The organism is Lysinibacillus sp. FW301-JW8, from assembly GCF_058788755.1.
Map to the genome: position 1 here is coordinate 37263 of NZ_JBYTBB010000027.1, position 17702 is coordinate 54964.

The 17702-nt window shown below is 34.2% G+C and carries 16 protein-coding genes and 1 riboswitch; of the genes, 12 read left to right on the forward strand and 4 right to left on the reverse strand.

From position 1 onward, the window contains the following. Positions 1 to 88: 88 nt before the first annotated feature. Positions 89 to 802 (forward strand): hypothetical protein, encoded by a 714-nt coding sequence (locus AC3WOM_RS12610; protein WP_492447129.1) that lies wholly within the window; start codon positions 89 to 91, stop codon positions 800 to 802. 109 nt (positions 803 to 911) lie between these two features. Here AC3WOM_RS12610 and AC3WOM_RS12615 read toward each other — a convergent pair whose 3' ends face one another. Continuing rightward, entirely contained in the window at positions 912 to 2192 is a 1281-nt protein-coding gene (locus AC3WOM_RS12615) for a hypothetical protein (RefSeq protein ID WP_492447130.1), read from the reverse strand. A gap of 153 nt (positions 2193 to 2345) precedes the next feature. Further along, the gene (locus AC3WOM_RS12620; RefSeq protein ID WP_427545777.1) at positions 2346 to 4097 is read right to left on the reverse strand and encodes a protoglobin domain-containing protein; all 1752 of its coding nucleotides are present in this window, start codon (positions 4095 to 4097) and stop codon (positions 2346 to 2348) included. A gap of 160 nt (positions 4098 to 4257) precedes the next feature. On the opposite strand from AC3WOM_RS12620, the gene AC3WOM_RS12625 reads away from it, so the two are divergent. The 9 genes from AC3WOM_RS12625 to dut all read left to right on the forward strand — a co-directional run bounded on the left by AC3WOM_RS12625 (position 4258) and on the right by dut (position 13090). Next, positions 4258 to 4566 (forward strand): hypothetical protein, encoded by a 309-nt coding sequence (locus tag AC3WOM_RS12625; protein ID WP_492447131.1) that lies wholly within the window; start codon positions 4258 to 4260, stop codon positions 4564 to 4566. 444 nt (positions 4567 to 5010) lie between these two features. Beyond that, complete coding sequence (locus tag AC3WOM_RS12630; RefSeq protein ID WP_427545781.1) at positions 5011 to 6171, forward strand: sensor histidine kinase; 1161 nt, start codon at positions 5011 to 5013, stop codon at positions 6169 to 6171. Between the two features lie 2 nt (positions 6172 to 6173). Further along, complete coding sequence (locus tag AC3WOM_RS12635; protein ID WP_492447132.1) at positions 6174 to 6848, forward strand: response regulator transcription factor; 675 nt, start codon at positions 6174 to 6176, stop codon at positions 6846 to 6848. 184 nt (positions 6849 to 7032) lie between these two features. Then, on the forward strand, positions 7033 to 8049 hold the full coding sequence (locus AC3WOM_RS12640; RefSeq protein ID WP_492447133.1) for an alpha/beta hydrolase: 1017 nt from the start codon (positions 7033 to 7035) through the stop codon (positions 8047 to 8049). Positions 8050 to 8715: 666 nt separating this feature from the next. Further along, positions 8716 to 8893: riboswitch (cobalamin riboswitch) on the forward strand. Positions 8894 to 9013: 120 nt separating this feature from the next. Next, entirely contained in the window at positions 9014 to 9238 is a 225-nt protein-coding gene (locus AC3WOM_RS12645) for a glutaredoxin family protein (protein WP_427545787.1), read from the forward strand. After that, entirely contained in the window at positions 9235 to 9594 is a 360-nt protein-coding gene (nrdI, locus tag AC3WOM_RS12650; RefSeq protein WP_427545789.1) for a class Ib ribonucleoside-diphosphate reductase assembly flavoprotein NrdI, read from the forward strand. Before AC3WOM_RS12645 ends, nrdI begins: the two co-directional genes overlap by 4 nt. Then, entirely contained in the window at positions 9591 to 11684 is a 2094-nt protein-coding gene (nrdE, locus tag AC3WOM_RS12655; protein WP_427545791.1) for a class 1b ribonucleoside-diphosphate reductase subunit alpha, read from the forward strand. The genes nrdI and nrdE overlap by 4 nt, the downstream gene beginning before the upstream one ends. Next, positions 11672 to 12640 carry a class 1b ribonucleoside-diphosphate reductase subunit beta gene (nrdF, locus tag AC3WOM_RS12660; protein WP_492447134.1) on the forward strand — a complete coding sequence of 323 codons (969 nt, stop codon included), beginning with the start codon at positions 11672 to 11674 and terminating at the stop codon, positions 12638 to 12640. The genes nrdE and nrdF overlap by 13 nt, the downstream gene beginning before the upstream one ends. 12 nt (positions 12641 to 12652) lie before the next feature. Beyond that, positions 12653 to 13090: a dUTP diphosphatase gene (dut, locus tag AC3WOM_RS12665; RefSeq protein WP_492447135.1), complete on the forward strand. Its 438-nt coding sequence runs from the start codon at positions 12653 to 12655 to the stop codon at positions 13088 to 13090. A 256-nt stretch (positions 13091 to 13346) separates the two neighbouring features. Here dut and AC3WOM_RS12670 read toward each other — a convergent pair whose 3' ends face one another. Next, positions 13347 to 14342 (reverse strand): NADPH:quinone oxidoreductase family protein, encoded by a 996-nt coding sequence (locus AC3WOM_RS12670; protein ID WP_492447136.1) that lies wholly within the window; start codon positions 14340 to 14342, stop codon positions 13347 to 13349. Positions 14343 to 14467: 125 nt separating this feature from the next. Between AC3WOM_RS12670 and AC3WOM_RS12675 the strand changes: the two genes are divergently transcribed. Together AC3WOM_RS12675 and AC3WOM_RS12680 are read left to right on the forward strand one after the other, a co-directional pair. After that, positions 14468 to 15055, forward strand: a complete 588-nt coding sequence (locus AC3WOM_RS12675; RefSeq protein WP_492447137.1) for a TetR/AcrR family transcriptional regulator — start codon at positions 14468 to 14470, stop codon at positions 15053 to 15055. Positions 15056 to 15273: 218 nt separating this feature from the next. Further along, positions 15274 to 16050 (forward strand): DUF817 domain-containing protein, encoded by a 777-nt coding sequence (locus tag AC3WOM_RS12680; protein ID WP_492447138.1) that lies wholly within the window; start codon positions 15274 to 15276, stop codon positions 16048 to 16050. A 630-nt stretch (positions 16051 to 16680) separates the two neighbouring features. On the opposite strand, the gene AC3WOM_RS12685 is transcribed toward AC3WOM_RS12680, so the two are convergent. Further along, complete coding sequence (locus AC3WOM_RS12685; protein WP_492447139.1) at positions 16681 to 17631, reverse strand: LysR family transcriptional regulator; 951 nt, start codon at positions 17629 to 17631, stop codon at positions 16681 to 16683. Positions 17632 to 17702 lie beyond the last annotated feature (71 nt).

The window sequence follows — 17702 nt, forward strand, 5'->3', positions numbered from 1 at the left end:
TAAATGGAAATAGTTATCCAAATAAATTTTGTTTAAGGTATTATTAAAAGAGTTCGAACAAAATGAACTAGAGGGAGGAGTATGTAATATGAAAATAAAAAGTGTTGTTATAACAATTGTCGCACTTTTATTTATAGTTATTGCAGGGTGTAGTTCTGGGACAAAAGAAGAGTCTATGGGTGAAGTTGAAAAGGAAATTTATACGCAAGAACAGGTAGAGTCTATGTTCAGTGAAGACAGCCTGGAGGCAGCGAAAGAACGATTAGAGGAACGGGGCGGCTCAGATTATATGATACCACCTGAGCATACTGCTATCGGAGAAAATCAATCAACTGTAGTAGAACTTAAAGAGTCGGACATTTTAGACGGAGAAGATTCTAGTTTTGAAAAGTATGACAACGTAGGAGCAATACGTCTTGATACGTTAGAGCTGGACTCTACTTTTGAGGATCAAGATAAATATACAAAGGTGCTGCTTACAGAACTAGGAATGGAGAAAGCTTATTATGCAATGCGTAATACTCTATTGTGGACAGCCGGTAATCCTCCAGATGGACTCGAAAAACATAGTGATGGCACTCTATCTTTTTATCTAAGTAAATACTCTGAGCTTATAAATTGTCACTTTCAGGGCGCTAACCCTGACGTGAAAGAAAAAATTATCAGAAACATGCAGCACGCATATAAAAACAATACACCTATAATTGTCTATGGAGAATTTGAGGAGTTTCTGGATGAAGAAGGATACTCTGGCTATCGTCTTATCATACATCGAATAGGCTTTAAAGAGGTCATAAATTAATAAAAGAAAAACTAAGGATTTGATAACAATCCTGAATTATTCATGGAAATGATTTTTAGAAATTTGCCAATTAAGACCACTCGATGATGGGTGGTCTTAATTATATGTCTTATATTGGTGGTAGTGTACCCCCACCAACCCAAATCGCAGTAATTTGCCCAAGGGCTGTTAAGGTTGCTGTACCCCCACCAATTGCATTGCCAAACAAACTGCCCACAGAGCCAGCTAAGGAAATGCCTGAGAAGCCAGAGCCATCTAACCCTGTAATGGCACCAACAACAGCTAAAGTGATGACCGCGATTTCCTTTGTTAATGGAACTACTGCAGCAAGACCAACACCGAGATCATTGACAATGCCATGGGAGGTAGCTGGTAAGTGTTCTCCAATAATTTGTGTGAAGCCGGCATCTCCAAGATAGAAGAAGGCGGCGATTGGAATTACGGGTCCAAAAACCTTAAAGCCGAATTGGAATCCTTGAATCAAATAGCTTGTAGTCTTTTCAAGCCCTTCTTTTTTATGTGCAACAACACTAAGCAGAAGTAAGATAAAAACAGAAGTCCCACCGATTAAGGCAGTAGCATCCCCACCTTGTAGCTTGAAAACTGACATTGCGATAACATCTAGTACAAAGGCGATTGGAATAAGCACGGCAAAGAAACATTTTTGTCCAACAGACAGTAAATTTTTCACTGTTACTTGCTCCATGTTGTCTGCTGTATCATTGGAGGTGTTTAGCAGCAAAGTTCCTCGTTTCATATCTCGTCTTAAAAAAATATAAGCAGCAATTGTCGTTACAACCCCCATAGTGATAACGAGAGGGATGCTGGCTGAAACAACTTCACCGACTGAAATCCCCGCTGCATCCGCAGTAAGCTTTGGAGCCCCCTGTATAACAAAATCACTCGATAGTGCAATCCCATGTCCAAACAAATTCATAGCCATTGCTACACCTAGAGCTGGGAGACCCGCACGAATCGCAACAGGTAAGAGTACCGCTCCTAACAATGCGACAGCAGGTGAAGGCCAGAAAAACCAGGAGATAAACATCATTAATAGACCAATCGTCCAATAAGCAAGTGCAGGTGTTTTAATGATTTTTGTAAACGGAGCAATCATGACCTCGTTAATACCAGAAGTCATCATCACCCGGCTCATGGCAACAATAATAGAAATAATAAGAATGGTCGATAACAGCTCTGTAATGGCATAAATAAAGCTGTTAAAAACACCACTAATGGATGAAGTTAAATCGCCAGTAGCAACAATCGCCAGCATGAAAATACCTAGTACACAAATGAGGGTGGTATCGCGACGTTTAACCATAAATCCAATGATAAGCACAATAAAAACAACATAAATCCAATGGAGAGCTGTGAATTCAATCCCCATATGTTTCCCCCTCAAAATTCAATATGATGCTATAGAATATGAAGAGAAAAAAAGTTGGTGATGATTTTTAAAAATTTTGACTTAAGTATCATTCTAAAATAATAATCGCTAAACTAGCATAAAGATTTGATACTGAAGGGGTTCGAAACCCATTTAATTAAGATATTGCTGTTTCTCGTTCACAAGAATTTGTTTTAGCTTTCTTAAATTCTCGATTACGATGTACGATTCTTTGGTGATTTCTGTTAAATACTTTTCGGCTTCTACTTTATTACCATGATTGTATGCTTGTACGGCTTTCTTCGCTATATCATGTACATAAATAAATGGTCGTTCTAAGTCCATATAAGCACGTTCATTCCCAAACAACTTTTTACCTACGCCATAATACCATTCACCAAGACGTGAATCACGAGGGGAGCCAATGTCCTGCTCTGTTATTGACCCAAAGTCAAGTAACAGATTATATATTCTCCATCGCCATAATAAGTGATCCGTAATTGCTAGTTCAATAATATCTTCTTGCCCTATAATGAAGTTTTTCGAAATGGTCGAAGAACGATAATCCTCAATCATTGTACTTAACTTATATATTGCAGAGCCTGTATCGAAGACAATTTTCTTACTTTGCTGCATGCTCTCCGTGAGATTATTGTTACTCTCTGTAATATTAGATGCAGATATGGCCTGTACTTTCGCAATTGAGGCGATTTCTTCAAAGCGTGTTCCTTGTTGCTGTAGGTTTTTATTTAATTCTGTAAGAGTTTCTGTAATATGTAACGTATCTACTACGCCTTTGTGTAGATCCTGTGAGAACTGATTTGTTAACGTACTGATATTGTTCGTGATGTGTAATAACTCTTGAATATCAGTGTTAATTGACTGAACAGATGTCTTCGTTCCATCCGCAAGTTTACGGACTTCCTCTGCTACAACAGCGAAACCTTTACCAGCATCACCCGCACGAGCTGCTTCAATCGATGCATTTAATGCAAGTAGGTTCGTTTGATCGGCGATACCCTTAATAAGTTCCATTAGTTTTGCTACACTACTAACACGTTCTACTAAACTTTTAATATCCTCCTGCATCATTTTCTGACCCTTGTCTGTTGTTTGTAAAATAAATGATACATGTTGTAATGATTCTAAATCTTGATTTAACTCTTCTAAAGCCTTTTTTGTATCATCAGAAATATCACCGATAGAAGTAGCAACTTCTTCAATGTTTGCATTTAAATCACGCATTGAATTATTCGCAGCAATAATATCCTCTTGTTGTACATCTTGAAATTGCACAAGTTCTTTGATGGTGTCAAGCTGTGTATTATACAATATTATTTCCCCTAAACCGTTGACAACAGAGCTTCCTTGAATTTCAATATATGTTTCTACGATTATTTGTTGATCAATCGTTACTAAGCTATCGTAAGCTAATAGGACATTAAGCATTTTTTCTTGATTATGTGATAGGTTGGACACAATTAAAGGGATGATTAGTTGGTTAAATAATGTGTACGCTGAAATCATCCAGTTTGGTAATACCCCAATACGTGCATGTGTAAAGGCAATTTTACGACGTTTAAATACATATTCTATATTTAACTCATCTTCAAATAAGCTAATGAAGTGCGCATCAAATAAGCCTTTTAAACGATCAATGGTCGAATGTGTGCTAATAACATTTTTAAACTCAGGAATTTCTAATAACCGATTATAGAATTTATCTAAAATGTCTTTACGGTTATCTTGGTAAATAGAACGTAGAAAGCTTACTGAGTCTCTTCTAATTTTAGTCAATGCGAGGAAATCTAATTTTTCTTGAAAGCGTTCGTTTGTTTGGATATCTGAATAGTTTGTCTCAGAAAAGTAATTAAAATTCTTTGGTTTTTTTTTTGCAAACATCATAGTTTTTCTAGCCCCTTGTATTTTTTTAATCCATCTCATTTCACAGGTCAAAACTGCTGGATTACATTCCGATTAATGGAAAAATTTATTAACATAGATACTGATCTATTATATAAAATAATTCTCATAAAATTCTCAAAAAACTAAGGAAATTGTAGTAATGAAAAAATATAAAAGAATTTTTATCTCAACGGTATTTTTATTAATGTTATTCAGTTTATTTATCTGTAATCAATCAATAAGAACAAAGCCTTTAGGAGAAGCTCCAAAAGCACAATCAGGAGTTTTAGATCTTCGAACATGGGATTTCGATAAATATGGATTAGTTAAATTAGAAGGAGGGTGGGATTATTATGAGGGAGATTTCCTTACAGATTCTCACATCAAAAGCTATTTGATTAAACAAATCTTATTCAGGACAAATAACATGCACCTTAGAGATGTATTTTATCTTGATTCAGTAAATTGATTTTTTGCGAAAATAAAGCGTCAGTGGTAATTACGAACACAAATAGATTTATTACTTCTGCTAATAGGTGAATTATACCGGTTTGATTGATGGAGAATTTATATTTATTCTCACCACATTAAGAGAATTTTTTAAACAACAACATCAATTACATAGTAAGCCAACAATATCTCACTTAAACTAACTGGTGACTGAGGAAGGAAATGGTATAATTAAAAAATGAAAAATTATAAGGTTGTAAATTTATTTTAATTAAAAATGTATCTATAATGGATAATCTTCTGTAAAAAATTGTAGCTGTATATAGCCAAATACATACAAGAAGAATAGAAAAATGTTGGCTCCTTTGAAGCTGTAGTGCAGTTCAATTTATCATCACCAATTATAATTCGAAAATAATTAGTTATAGGATGGTATAGACACCAAAGATGGGAGTATAAAAATATGAAAGCAATAATAGATCAAAGGAAATGGCACTGGTTGGACTATTTTTTATTTCTTATGCGTACGATATGGTTTACATATAATGGATATGCGATATTCATTAGTACGATTGGTTCAGAAAAGTGGATTTTACTTTTATGGGCTAGTTGTTCTTATATAATACCCCATCTATTTTATCGACCCGGGCTTATAAAGTTCCAATATTATTTAATGACCGAGGTATTGTTAACTGGTTCTTTGTTTATTTACTTATCAAGTCAGCATGAAATTTCAGTAACTTATAGTTTTCTACTCGTGCCTATCTTAACTATTGCTTATGCTTGTCAAGTTAAGCCATTAATTTGGTTAGGACCTTTCTTAGTAGTTGGTACATGGGCCAGCAGTCTCTTCATTAATAAGGATTTCTTTGCACTTTTTATTGACACAATTATTTTTTATGGTATTGGTTTTTGCTTAGGTAGGATGACTATTGTCAATAACGCTAATAAAGAGTTAATTGCCTCTATTGAAGAGAAAAATAGGGATTTGGAATATTATTCGAAAAAGATTGAGGAACTAACAATTAGGGAGGAACGAAATAGAGTTTCTCAAGATTTACATGATACAGTAGGCCATATTTTTACATCAGTCATAACAAGTTTAGATGCACTTCCTTTTCTATATCGAGCAGATAAAAAAGAAGCAGAAAAAAGTATAAAGGAGATTTCAGATTTAGCACGAAATGGATTGAACGATGTGAGAAAAACAATTCACCATATGTCGCCAATGAATCATCAAACTCTTGTTGAATCGGTGAAAGAATTGATTGCTGATTTTATGAAACATACAGCAACAGATATAAAACTGAATGTTGAAGGTGAAGCTACCAAAGTTAGTGAAAGAGTAAAATTTGTTATTATTCGTTGTATACAAGAAGGGCTTACAAATGCGAAAAGACATGGACAATCAACTTTTATTAAAGTAAATATTTCATTTAAACAAGAAGAATTAATTATTCTTATTGAAGATAATGGAAATGGTTGTGAGGAATTGAATTTAGGATTTGGATTACGCTCAATGAAAGATCGAGTATCAGCATTAGCTGGGACAGTTAACTTTTATACTAAATTGAATAATGGTATGAGAATAACATGTAATATACCAATGGCAAAGGAAGTTTAATGATGGTGATTAAAGCAGCAATAGTTGAAGATCAAGAGATTTTAAGAAAAAGCTTAAAAATTGTAATTGAATGTATTTCTGACATTGAGATTGTTGGAACTGCGGAAAATGGAGAAAAGGCAATTGCTTTATGCGAAAGGGAAAATCTTGATATTCTATTAATGGATATTCAAATGCCAGTGATGGATGGTGTAAAGGCAACAGATGAAATAAAAAAACGTTGGCCACATATAAAAGTGATAATACTAACTACTTTTCAAGATGTTACTCACGTTTTAAATGCATTAAACGCTGGTGCAGAGGGGTATATATTAAAGGCTGTTGATCCAGAATTTTTAATTCAGGGAATTAAAATGGTCTATCACGGAGGTTCCCTCATTCCTCAACAATTAGCAAAAGAGGTATTCGGTCAGATCCAATTAAATCATAACTCACACTCGGATCAAGACCATAACGCTATAAATCATCCATATGATTTAAATAATCAAGAAATAAAAGTTCTCAAATGTTTAACCCAAGGATTGTCCAATCAAGACATTACAGAAAAAATGTTTCTTTCCATGGGTACTGTGAAAAATTATGTTTCTTCCATTTATTCGAAATTGAATGTAAAAAACAGATCTTCCGCTATTAATAAAGCCATGGGAGAGAGTCTTATAGAAGATAAGAAACATTAAGTAAAAGAGTGTAGATAAAGTCGATGTAAACTTTATCTACACTCTTTTTTTGATTGCAGCCCCTTATTTTAAATATTAGTCAAAGGTCATAATTTGTCGTTTTATTTATGACTTATTAGTGACTTACCGGCACTACAATATATTACTTTTCATTTGTAGAGTATTGAGTATGAGGAGGGATTAGATGAAAAATTTAAAGAGATTAATAAAATATGTCGGTGTATTCATTATTATAATACTGGTAATCGCACTTTTCAGGCCTACATGGACTTCGAATATAAAAGGGGATAACAGTATTAACGTTCTAGAACAAGTTGAGATCAATGGTACCAAACAGCAAATCATGATTAGAGGTCGTAATCAAAATAACCCGGTCATTATATATGTACACGGGGGACCTAGTATGTCCGAAATTCCTTATACCAAGTACGAAGACTTATTAGAAAAGGATTTCACTGTCGTTAATTACGATCAAAGAGGAAGCGGCAAATCGTATCAGTTTAATGAGGATTATTCTAACTTAACAGCAGATGTACTTGTAGATGATTTAATAGCACTTACAGATTATATTTCCCAACGTTTTGGCAAAGAGAAAGTAATATTAATAGGCCATTCTTATGGAACATACCTAGCAACTAGGGCTTCTTATAAAGCTCCAGAAAAATATGAAGCCTATATTGGAATTGGTCAGGTGAGTAATATGCAAGAAAGTGAAATAGATAATTTGAATTATACAATAAGTGAAGCGAAAAAAGCCGGAAATACAGAAGATGTGAAATACTTAGAGGGAATCGCTGAAAAAATACATGCTGGAGAGTCAGCGGCTCCAAGAGGTTATGTAGGGAAGTACGGCGGCGCTACAAGACTTATTAATATGTCGGATGGCGATATACTATTAAGTCGTGAATATAATTTGTTGGATTTTATTCGCTATAACAATGGAATAGCTAAGACACAAGCACAACTTGTTAAAGAGGTTTTTGATAAGCCACTACCTAAGATAGTTACCAAACTTGAGTTACCTTTTTATTTTGTAATGGGTAAATACGACGCTATGACTTCATATAATGCAGCAAAAAATTATTTTGATGTAATGGAAGCGGATAAAAAAGAATTTATTTCTTTCGAGCAATCAGCTCATTATCCACAATTTGAAGAGAAGGAAAAATTTTATAGATGGATGTGCGAAACATTTAAATAGGTAAGCTTTGATATCTGTCGGAAATCTTGATTGGGAATATTCCTCTTAAGGGATATAATATGTTACAAATGGGAAAATGATTATTTAAAAATAGTTTCTTTTATAGTTCGAAAAATGGTAAAGTGAAAGAAGTCTATGATAGTTTAATAGACTGTGAAAGAGAGTATAATCTTATAACAGCAATTAGATTATATAAATTATTATCCTCAGTTATAAGGATTTGTCTCTATTTATTCGGTATAGAATAATTTGTTAGGATTTATTAAAAATCAAAATTAAAACAGTCTATTATTCTTCTTCGGAATAAGGGCTGTTTTTATGTAAAGATTATTAGTAGTAGCTTATGCCTCTATATTTTTGATGTTATATTCCAAAAAGGTATTTACATAATTATTTCTTGCATAAGAAAGGCAAGAAACGGACTTTAATCTTTAACATTAGTTGATTAAGGAAATACATAGTGTTACATATTTCTTTATCAGTTGTCTATTATTGTTGAAATAATAGATGGACTATTGTTCTATAGCGTTAAGCTGCCTAACTATCAACTTGCTTAACATCATTTGGCGGAAAATATCGAATAATCTTACTATTAAGAAGTCTCTAATCTAGATTTACTTTTATTTTGAAGGATGGTACACTTAGTTCTATTGGAAAAACAATATATTGTGTTTGTTTTATTCGGGTACTACTATATGTAGTTTAATAGGGAAGTTCGGTACAATACCGACGCTGTCCCCGCAACTGTAAAGCTGACGATGATTTAAGCCACTGTGCTTTCGCATGGGAAGGAAATCAGAGAGTGAAGCAAAGCCAGGAGACCTGCCTATATAAAACACAACAATCATTTCTTCGGGGATTAAGAAATGGGGACGTAGCTATTTTTATGTATTTTTAACGTTTCCATTTTAGGCTATCTCTCTTGAAGGGAAAGCCTTTTTATATTATGAAAAGAGGGATTTATTTGAAACTTTATACGAAAACAATTTGCCCGAAATGTCTTTGGGTAAAATCTGAATTACAACGAGTAGGAATTGAAGCAGAAATTGTGAATATAGATCATGATGAAAAAGCAAAGCAAACTATTATGGATGCAGGGTTTTTAAGTGTGCCAGTTCTTGAATATAATGAGACATTTATAGGGGATGTTAAGGAAATTGTTTCTCAAATCGAGCTGATTACACTATGATCGTCTATGCTAGTCGTACAGGAAATGTCCGAAATGTTGTCTCTAAATTAAGGGGGAAATCAATGGAACTTTCTGAGGAATTACTGTTGGGTGAGCCATACCTTTTAATAACATACACTGACGGATTAGGTGATATCCCTACTAAAGTGGCTCGTTTTTTAGAACAAAACGGGAATTACTGCAAGGGTGTAGTTGTAAGTGGCAACAGTAACTTCGGCCATACGATTTTTGGCGCTGCTGGTGAGAAAATTGCAGCAAAGTATCATGTGCCTCTAGTACGTAAATTAGATTTACGAGGAAATCAAAATGATTATGAAGCAATACAAACGTTTTATGAAATGAGGGTAATCGCATGAAAACATATTTAAAGCTTAATAATGATGTACTGAATCGTTATAGTACAACAGGTCAATTAGAGTTAGAAAAGGATCGAGAAGCAACACGCCGCTACTTTTTAGAATATGTAAACGTGCGTCTACGTTACTTTATTGATATTGAGGAAAAAATCCGTTATTTAGTCGATGAGGGTTATTATGAAAAAGCATTTATCGATATGTATGAAATGGAATTTATTAAAAAGCTGTACAAAAAGGCATATGATTATCATTTCCGTTTCCCATCCTTTATGAGTGCGAGTAAATTTTATGATAGTTATGCTATGAAGAGCCGTGACGGGGAAGAAATTTTAGAAAAATATGAGGACCGTATTGTTATTATTGCTTTGTATTTAGCACAAGGTGACATGATCTTAGCAGAACGTTCTGTTGAAGCGATGATGGAAGCGTATCAGCCTGCAACACCAACAGCTTTAAATAGTGGAAAGAAAGCACGTGGAGAACTAGTAAGCTGCTTTAAATTATCAATGGATGACTCAATGAATAGTATTGCTGAAAATATTGGTTATTGCTTGGAGCTATCACGCCTTGGCGGTGGGGTTGGAGTAAATTTAACAGATTTACGTCCTTTGGGTGATCCAATTAAAGAGATTCTAAATCGTGCAAGTGGTGTAATCCCAGTAGCGAAATTGCTAGAAAACTCTTTCAGCTATTCCAATCAACTAGGACAACGAAATGGCTCGGGCGTTGTCTATTTAAATATTTTTCATGCTGACATAGAAAATTTTATTTCATCCAAAAAACCAAATGCTGATGATAAAATTCGCCTAGCAACTTTATCAACAGGAATTATTTTACCAAGTATTTTCTTTGAACTGATGAAACGTGATAAAGATATTGTATTGTTTAGTCCATATGATATTTTTAAAGAATATGGTAAACGTATGTCTGAGATTTCAATTACAGAAATGTATTATGAGTTACTGGATAATCCGAATATTCGTAAAATTAAGCGCTTGAATGCACGTAAACTTTATACAGAGGTAAAAAAAGCACAATTTGAATCAGGCTATCCATTTGAAATTTTTGATGATAATGTCAATAACGTGCATCCGCTTAAAAATATTGGTCGTGTGAAAATGTCAAATTTATGTACAGAAATCTTGCAAGTTCAAGAAACAAGTATTATTACTGACCAAGATGTGCCGAATGAATATGGGCTAGATGTATCTTGTAACTTAGGGTCAATTGATATCCATGCAGCAAGCAAAGTAAATGATTTCGAAACATTAGTTGATACAGCTATGCATTTACTAACAAATGTGTCGCAAATGACGCACATAAAGAATGTACCATCTGTTGCAAAAGCAAATAAATTAATGCATTCAGTAGGGCTTGGTTGTATGAATCTCCATGGTCATCTTGTTACTGAGGGAATCATGTATGGCTCAAAGGAATCTATTGATTTTATGGATCGCTTTATGGAGGCGATGAATTATTATTCACTCAAATCTTCAATGGAGATGGCGAAAGAAAGAGGCGAAACCTTCCACCGATTTGAGGAAAGTGATTACGCTTCAGGCAACTATTTTAATCAATATGTAAATAAAACAGAGGAAGAGCTGTCACCTGTTGTGCTAAAAGCGCTTGGAAATATTCCGATCATTACGGCAAAAATGTGGGAAAATTTAAAGCAGGATGTAATGCAAAATGGATTATTTCATTCATATCGTTTGGCGATTGCACCTACTGGAAGTATTTCTTACATCCGTAGCTGTACCGCTTCTATTGCTCCTTGTACAGAGCGTGTAGAGGTACGTGATTATGCGGATAGCCGAACAATTTATCCAATGCCACATTTAACAAATGAAAACAGTCATTTATATGTAGAAGCATACGATATTGATCCATATGACTTAATCGATTTATATGCAGCCTCTCAAAAACATGTTGACCAAGGCATTTCTATGACGCTTTATGTAACTGACAATTGGACTACAGAACAATTGGCCAAAGTATATATTTATGCATGGATAAAGGGAATTAAGTCCGTTTACTATGTTCGTCAACGTTTACAAAGCTTAGAGGAGTGTGTAGCATGTCAAATATAATATATGAGGCAGTCAATTGGAATAAGGCAACAAGTGAGCTTGCACAAATATTTTGGGATCAGCAATGGAAGCAAATCTGGTTCCCTGAAGAAATAGCAGTAAGTAAAGATATCAAACAGTGGAAAGGCTTTGAGCATCAGGATACGTATAAAAAAGTATTTGCAGGATTAACATTACTTGATACAGTTCAGACAAATATCGGTATGAATCGTGTTGCAGCTTTTACTGCTGATTTACAAGAGAAGGCAGTTCTAACCGTTTTTGATGCATTCGAGGCGATACATGCTAAATCCTATTCTTATATATTTACAACACTTTGTACGAACGAGGAAATAGACGAGCTATTTGAATGGGTAAAGAAAAATGAATATCTACAATATAAGGCTAATAAGATTTCGGATATCTATAACAGTATTGAAGATGGAGATTCTGAGAGTTTATGGAAAGCAATGTTTTCGTCTGTAATGCTTGAATCTTTCCTTTTCTACTCTGGCTTTTTCTACCCACTGTACTTAGGTGGACAAGGCTTCCTACGAAATAGTGCAGAGATTATTTCACTTATTTTACGTGACGAATCAATTCATGGAGTAGCTGTCGGGTTTTTTGCTCAAAATCTATTTAAGCAGTTTTCAAAAGAAAAACAAGAAGAGCTACATTTATGGGGCTATGAATTATTACTAGATTTATATCAAAACGAAATGAAATATACAGATGATATCTATGCGGAAACAGGATTATCTCCTGAGGTCAGAGCCTATGTACGCTATAATGCTAATAAAGCGTTAATGAATGTCGGTTTCGAATCAATGTTCCCGGAAGAAGAAGTTAATCCTATTGTTATGAATGGTATTCGTAATGAAGGCTCTACATACGACTTCTTTTCACAAAAGGGTTCGACTTATGCCAAGGCAAAAGTAGCACCGATTACAGACGACACATTTAATTTTAATCGTTAAGGATGAAAAATAATGAACTTAGACGTAAAAATCAAAAGAATCCATGCTGATGCATTGCTTCCTATGCAGGCCAATCCAGGTGATGCTGGAATGGATCTTTACTCAATTGAAGCAATAGAGATACCAGCAGGACAAGCTAAACTAATTAAAACAGGCTTACAAATTGAATTACCAAAAGGAACGGAAGCTCAAATTCGTCCAAGAAGCGGACTAGCATTAAAACATAGTGTAACAGTTCTTAATAGTCCAGGCACTATTGATGAGGGCTACAGAGGCGAAATAGGTGTTATCTTAATCAATCATGGTAAAGAAGCATTTATAGTAGAAAAATCAATGCGTATCGCACAAATGGTCATTCAGCTTGTGCCTACAATTCAGCTACTAGAAGTAAATGAATTATCTCAAACGGTTCGTGGAACGACTGGGTTTGGGGCGAGTGGTACAAAATAAGATTATTTGAATTTGAAAGAAATTCTATAACTGAAAAGGAATTAGGTTCGGTATATACTGAACTTAATTCTTTTTTAATTGTGATAAACTCGATGAAAAGCATAATGAAAATAACGTAAATACAATGGTGAGCCTAAGATATAAGATTTGTATAACAAAGGATCTGTACACATTAACGCTTCGAAAAACTAGGCAACCATCATATTTAATGTAGATGGTTGCATAGTATTTTTAGGCTACCACTAGTTACATTTTTTTATGATAATTTCACAAGTATTCTTCCTCTGGCTTGGCCTTTTAGTAAAATAGGGAGAACATCAGGAAGTTGCTGAAGTGTTACTTCTTGATGAATGAAATTATCAAGATTTGCTGGTTTAAAATCGGTCGCTAAACGATTCCATGTTTTCAATCGAATGTCCATTGGGCAATAAACAGAATCAATTCCAAGTAGATTAATCCCTCGTAAAATAAATGGGAAGACGCTTGTAGGAAGTTGTGTTCCAGCAGTTAATCCGCTAATAGCAACAGACCCTCCATAGTGAATTTGACTTAGTAAGGAAGCGAGTGGTTCTCCTCCTACAGAATCGACAGCAGCTGCCCACTTTTGTTTGCCTAATGCTCTGATTTTCCCATCAAATACTTCTTCACGAGAAACAATCGAAGTGGCTCCAAGGTTATTTAAATACTCATGTTCAGATTCTTTACCAGTACTTGCTTCTACCTGATAACCTAGTGTTGACAAAATAGAGACAGCAAAGCTACCTACACCACCTGTTGCTCCAGTAACAAGTATTTTCCCCTTTTCTGGATTTACCCCATTTTCCTCCAATTTCTGAATAGACAACGCTGCTGTAAATCCTGCAGTGCCAATAATCATTGCTTCTTTAAGGGAGAGACCTTTTGGAAGTGGCACAACCCATTTAGATGGGATACGTGCATATTCACTAAAGCCTCCAAAATGGGTTACACCTATTTCATAGCTAGTTGCAATCACCTCGTCACCTTCTTTAAATTGAGGATCCTCAGAGGAAACAACGATCCCAGCTAAATCTATTCCAGGTACGAAAGGATATGAAGTAACGATTTTACCATTGGGAATCGCAGCAAGACTATCTTTATAATTAATGCCAGAGTACCTTACTTTAATTAACACCTCACCATTCGGTAGATCATTTAATGTAAGATCGTTAACTTTCACTGTAAATTCTTCATCTTTATTTACTACTAATGCTTTAAAGCCTTCTAATGTCATCGTAAACATCCTCCTACATTTAATTCCATTAAACAGTAACAAAATTATTCTGACCGGTCAATATAAAATTGGATTTTATACTCTATTCATGTATAATGACTTTTATCAAGTCATCGGAGGCTCCTATGAAAAAGAAAGAGGAAGAACGAAAACAACAAATTATGAAAGCAGCCTTTAATGCTGTTTCAAGCTTGGGCTATGATAATGTCACATTACAGGATATTGCCAACCATGCAAATGTTTCAAAAGGGGTAGTTCACTACTACTTTACGAGTAAGCAAAACATATTATTAGAATTACTGGAATCCACTACGAACAAAATCTATAGTTATGAAATAAAAGAAATCTCCAAGTATCAGACAGCTATAGAAAAACTCCAAGCCTACGTAAATGCTGTTTTTGTATCACCTCAAGAAAATAAAAAATTTTACAGAGTGTATTTAGATTTTTTAGCTCAAGCAAACGGCAATGAAGAGTATAAAAGAATCAACTTAAAATTTTACGAGAATTGTTGGGGAATTGGTCAAGAAATCATTGAATTAGGTAAAGAGGAAGGCGTCTTTAATCAGGATATTGATTCTTTAACAAATGCAAAAATGATAAGGGCAATTATTGATGGTTCATTAATACAATGGTTAACAAGTGATTTAGAAGAACAACATGAATTTTATAAAAATACCTGCCTTCATAGTATTTTGAAATTATTAAGATAGTAAGGATGAAATTATTAATATTGGGATTTTAAACACCCGATTGTTAGAGGAAAATCTAACGATCGGGTTTTTTGATTCAAGAAAAGACGTTTTTAACATTTTTTAGTTCCAAGTTAAAGTAGAATAAATTTATTGATTATCAATAAAAAAACATTGATTTTTGATAAAAAATCTTATATTCTTCTAACAAGAGTCTGAAGTTGGTCATTTTGAGGTGAATGAAATTGAAGAGTTTTTTTAAAAATTTAACTTACTTTATTTATCATCAATCATTATCTTGTATTTTCCCTGTTGTTATATTTATGACACTTGCACTTTCAAATGCAATTCAAATACCTGGTGTATTCAGATACGACTTTATATTAATCATCTGTCTTTTGGCACAGTATATTATGTATAAATCGAATTTGGAATCAAAAGATGAATTGAAAGTTATTCTTCTTTTTCATATGATTGGGCTTGTACTAGAAATTTATAAAGTGAATTTTAACTCTTGGTCATATCCAGAGGAAGCGTGGTCAAAAATTTGGGGTGTGCCATTATATAGTGGATTTATGTATGCCAGTGTAGCAAGCTATATTTGTCAAGCTTGGCGCAGGTTTGACTTAGCAATCGTTAACTGGCCAAAAAGTTATTTCGCAATCCCACTTGGGGCCATGATCTACTTAAATTTTTTTACACATCATTTTATTTATGATTTTCGATGGCTTTTAATGGCTGTTCTTTTTATTGTGTTTTACCGCACAATCGTTAAATTTACAGTGCGAAAAAATATTTATAAGATGCCAATTGTTGTATCATTTTTTTTGATTGGTTTTTTTATTTGGGTTGCAGAAAATATTGCTACGTTTTTTGGGGCATGGTCATATCCCAATCAAGAAATATCATGGAAAATTGTTCATTTTGGTAAAATAAGCTCTTGGTTTTTACTTGTAGTAATTAGCATCATGATCGTTGCACAGCTTAAACTATTCTATCGAAAAACGGTAGAGTGAAGGGCTTTTTATGTTTGTTGAATATCAATGAAATCAAGTTATTCTATACAAAATAAAGGCCAACACGATATTTGTCACTACGGCACAGTTATCTAGCGAACTTATCCTTCACTTCTCTGAGCAGGAAGCGAGCCCATTGGAAAGTTTAATATGACATTTATTCAATTAAGTACAACTAGCCTTTTATCTAGCACAAAAGCTAGTCAATCATGCATATATTCTCATCAATTCAGCAATCCCCCCTCAAAACAAAGATTTCCTTAAGAATGCGAAAAATTTTATACGTAGTCTTAGAGATGCTATGAATGATAGATATTGCTGGTATTCTGACACTTCACAGTCGTTTGGCGTTGGAGGCACAAGATATCCTGAAAGAGCAATTGGGGCATTACAATGGTAAAAGGCTAAGAAAAAATATGGATTACTAAAATGCAGCAGGAGAGATGATTGATAATCATCACACCCCACATCTATTAGAAGAGGCATTATCCTAGCATGTTCAACTTGTAGAAACTAAGACAATGAAAAAATAACAAGATGGTTGACTAGGCAAAATGCTTAGTCATTTTTGGCATTAGAAAAAGAATCCACCTCATTCAGCAAATATATGACTGAGGTGGATTCAGATTATTATGGAGACTTTAATAATAATTGAATTAACAGTTTACTGTTTTCTGAAAGGGTCAATCCTGCTTTTTCAAGCCCCTCAGCCAAAAGGCGAATAAAAGCTTTCGCAGCAAAATTAATAAATTTATCTTTTCTATATAGAAGTACTATTTCTCTTGTTAAAGGTGGGTCGCATATAGGGCGCTCACATATTGTATTCGATTGATGTAAAGTACAAAGTGTTTTGGAAATAATCGTTGCCCCAACATTTTGTTCTACTAGTTTAAAAATAGCGTCGATACTAGCTGTCTCTATCTTAGGCTTGACATGAAGCTTTTCTTTATGGGCTGCACTATCAATTACTTTTCTACATTGATGGATTGTTGGAAATAAAATAAGTGGGAGCTCTAAAATATCCTGAAATGGAATTGTTTTAGAAGCCGCGAATGGATGATTGCTATGAGCAACAAATCGTAGTTCCTCCGTAAACAACGGTATGATTTTAAGCTGCTCCTCCTCATAGTCGAAATACTCTTGTTTATAGGAAATAGCAAAATCAATTTTATTGTCTTTAAACTGTTTCAGTACATCATCCGAGCTATTTATACAAACTTGTACATCTGGGTATTCCGAATGATAGTCTAACAAATAATCTGACACTAAATTTGTTAATTCACCAGGTAAAGTTCCAACAACTAATTCTCCTGCCTTTACTTCCTTAAGCTCAATAATCTGGTTTGTTGTATTATCGATGGCTCGAAATATATGGGTACATTGCTCATACAAAATCTTACCAGCATCAGTAATAGCTATTTTTTTTCCTAGACGATCGAATAGTGGGATGCCAAGTTCGTTTTCTAATACTTTTATTTGATGGCTAAGCGTAGGCTGAGAAATATTCAATTTTTCGGCAGCCTTTGTGAAATGAAGCTCTCTACACAGGATAAAAAAATATTCAAGTTGTCGTATTTCCATATACGTACCTTCTTTAATAAATTTCTTCTATTATAGCATTATTCATACAGAGAAATGTATTAAATTGAGGG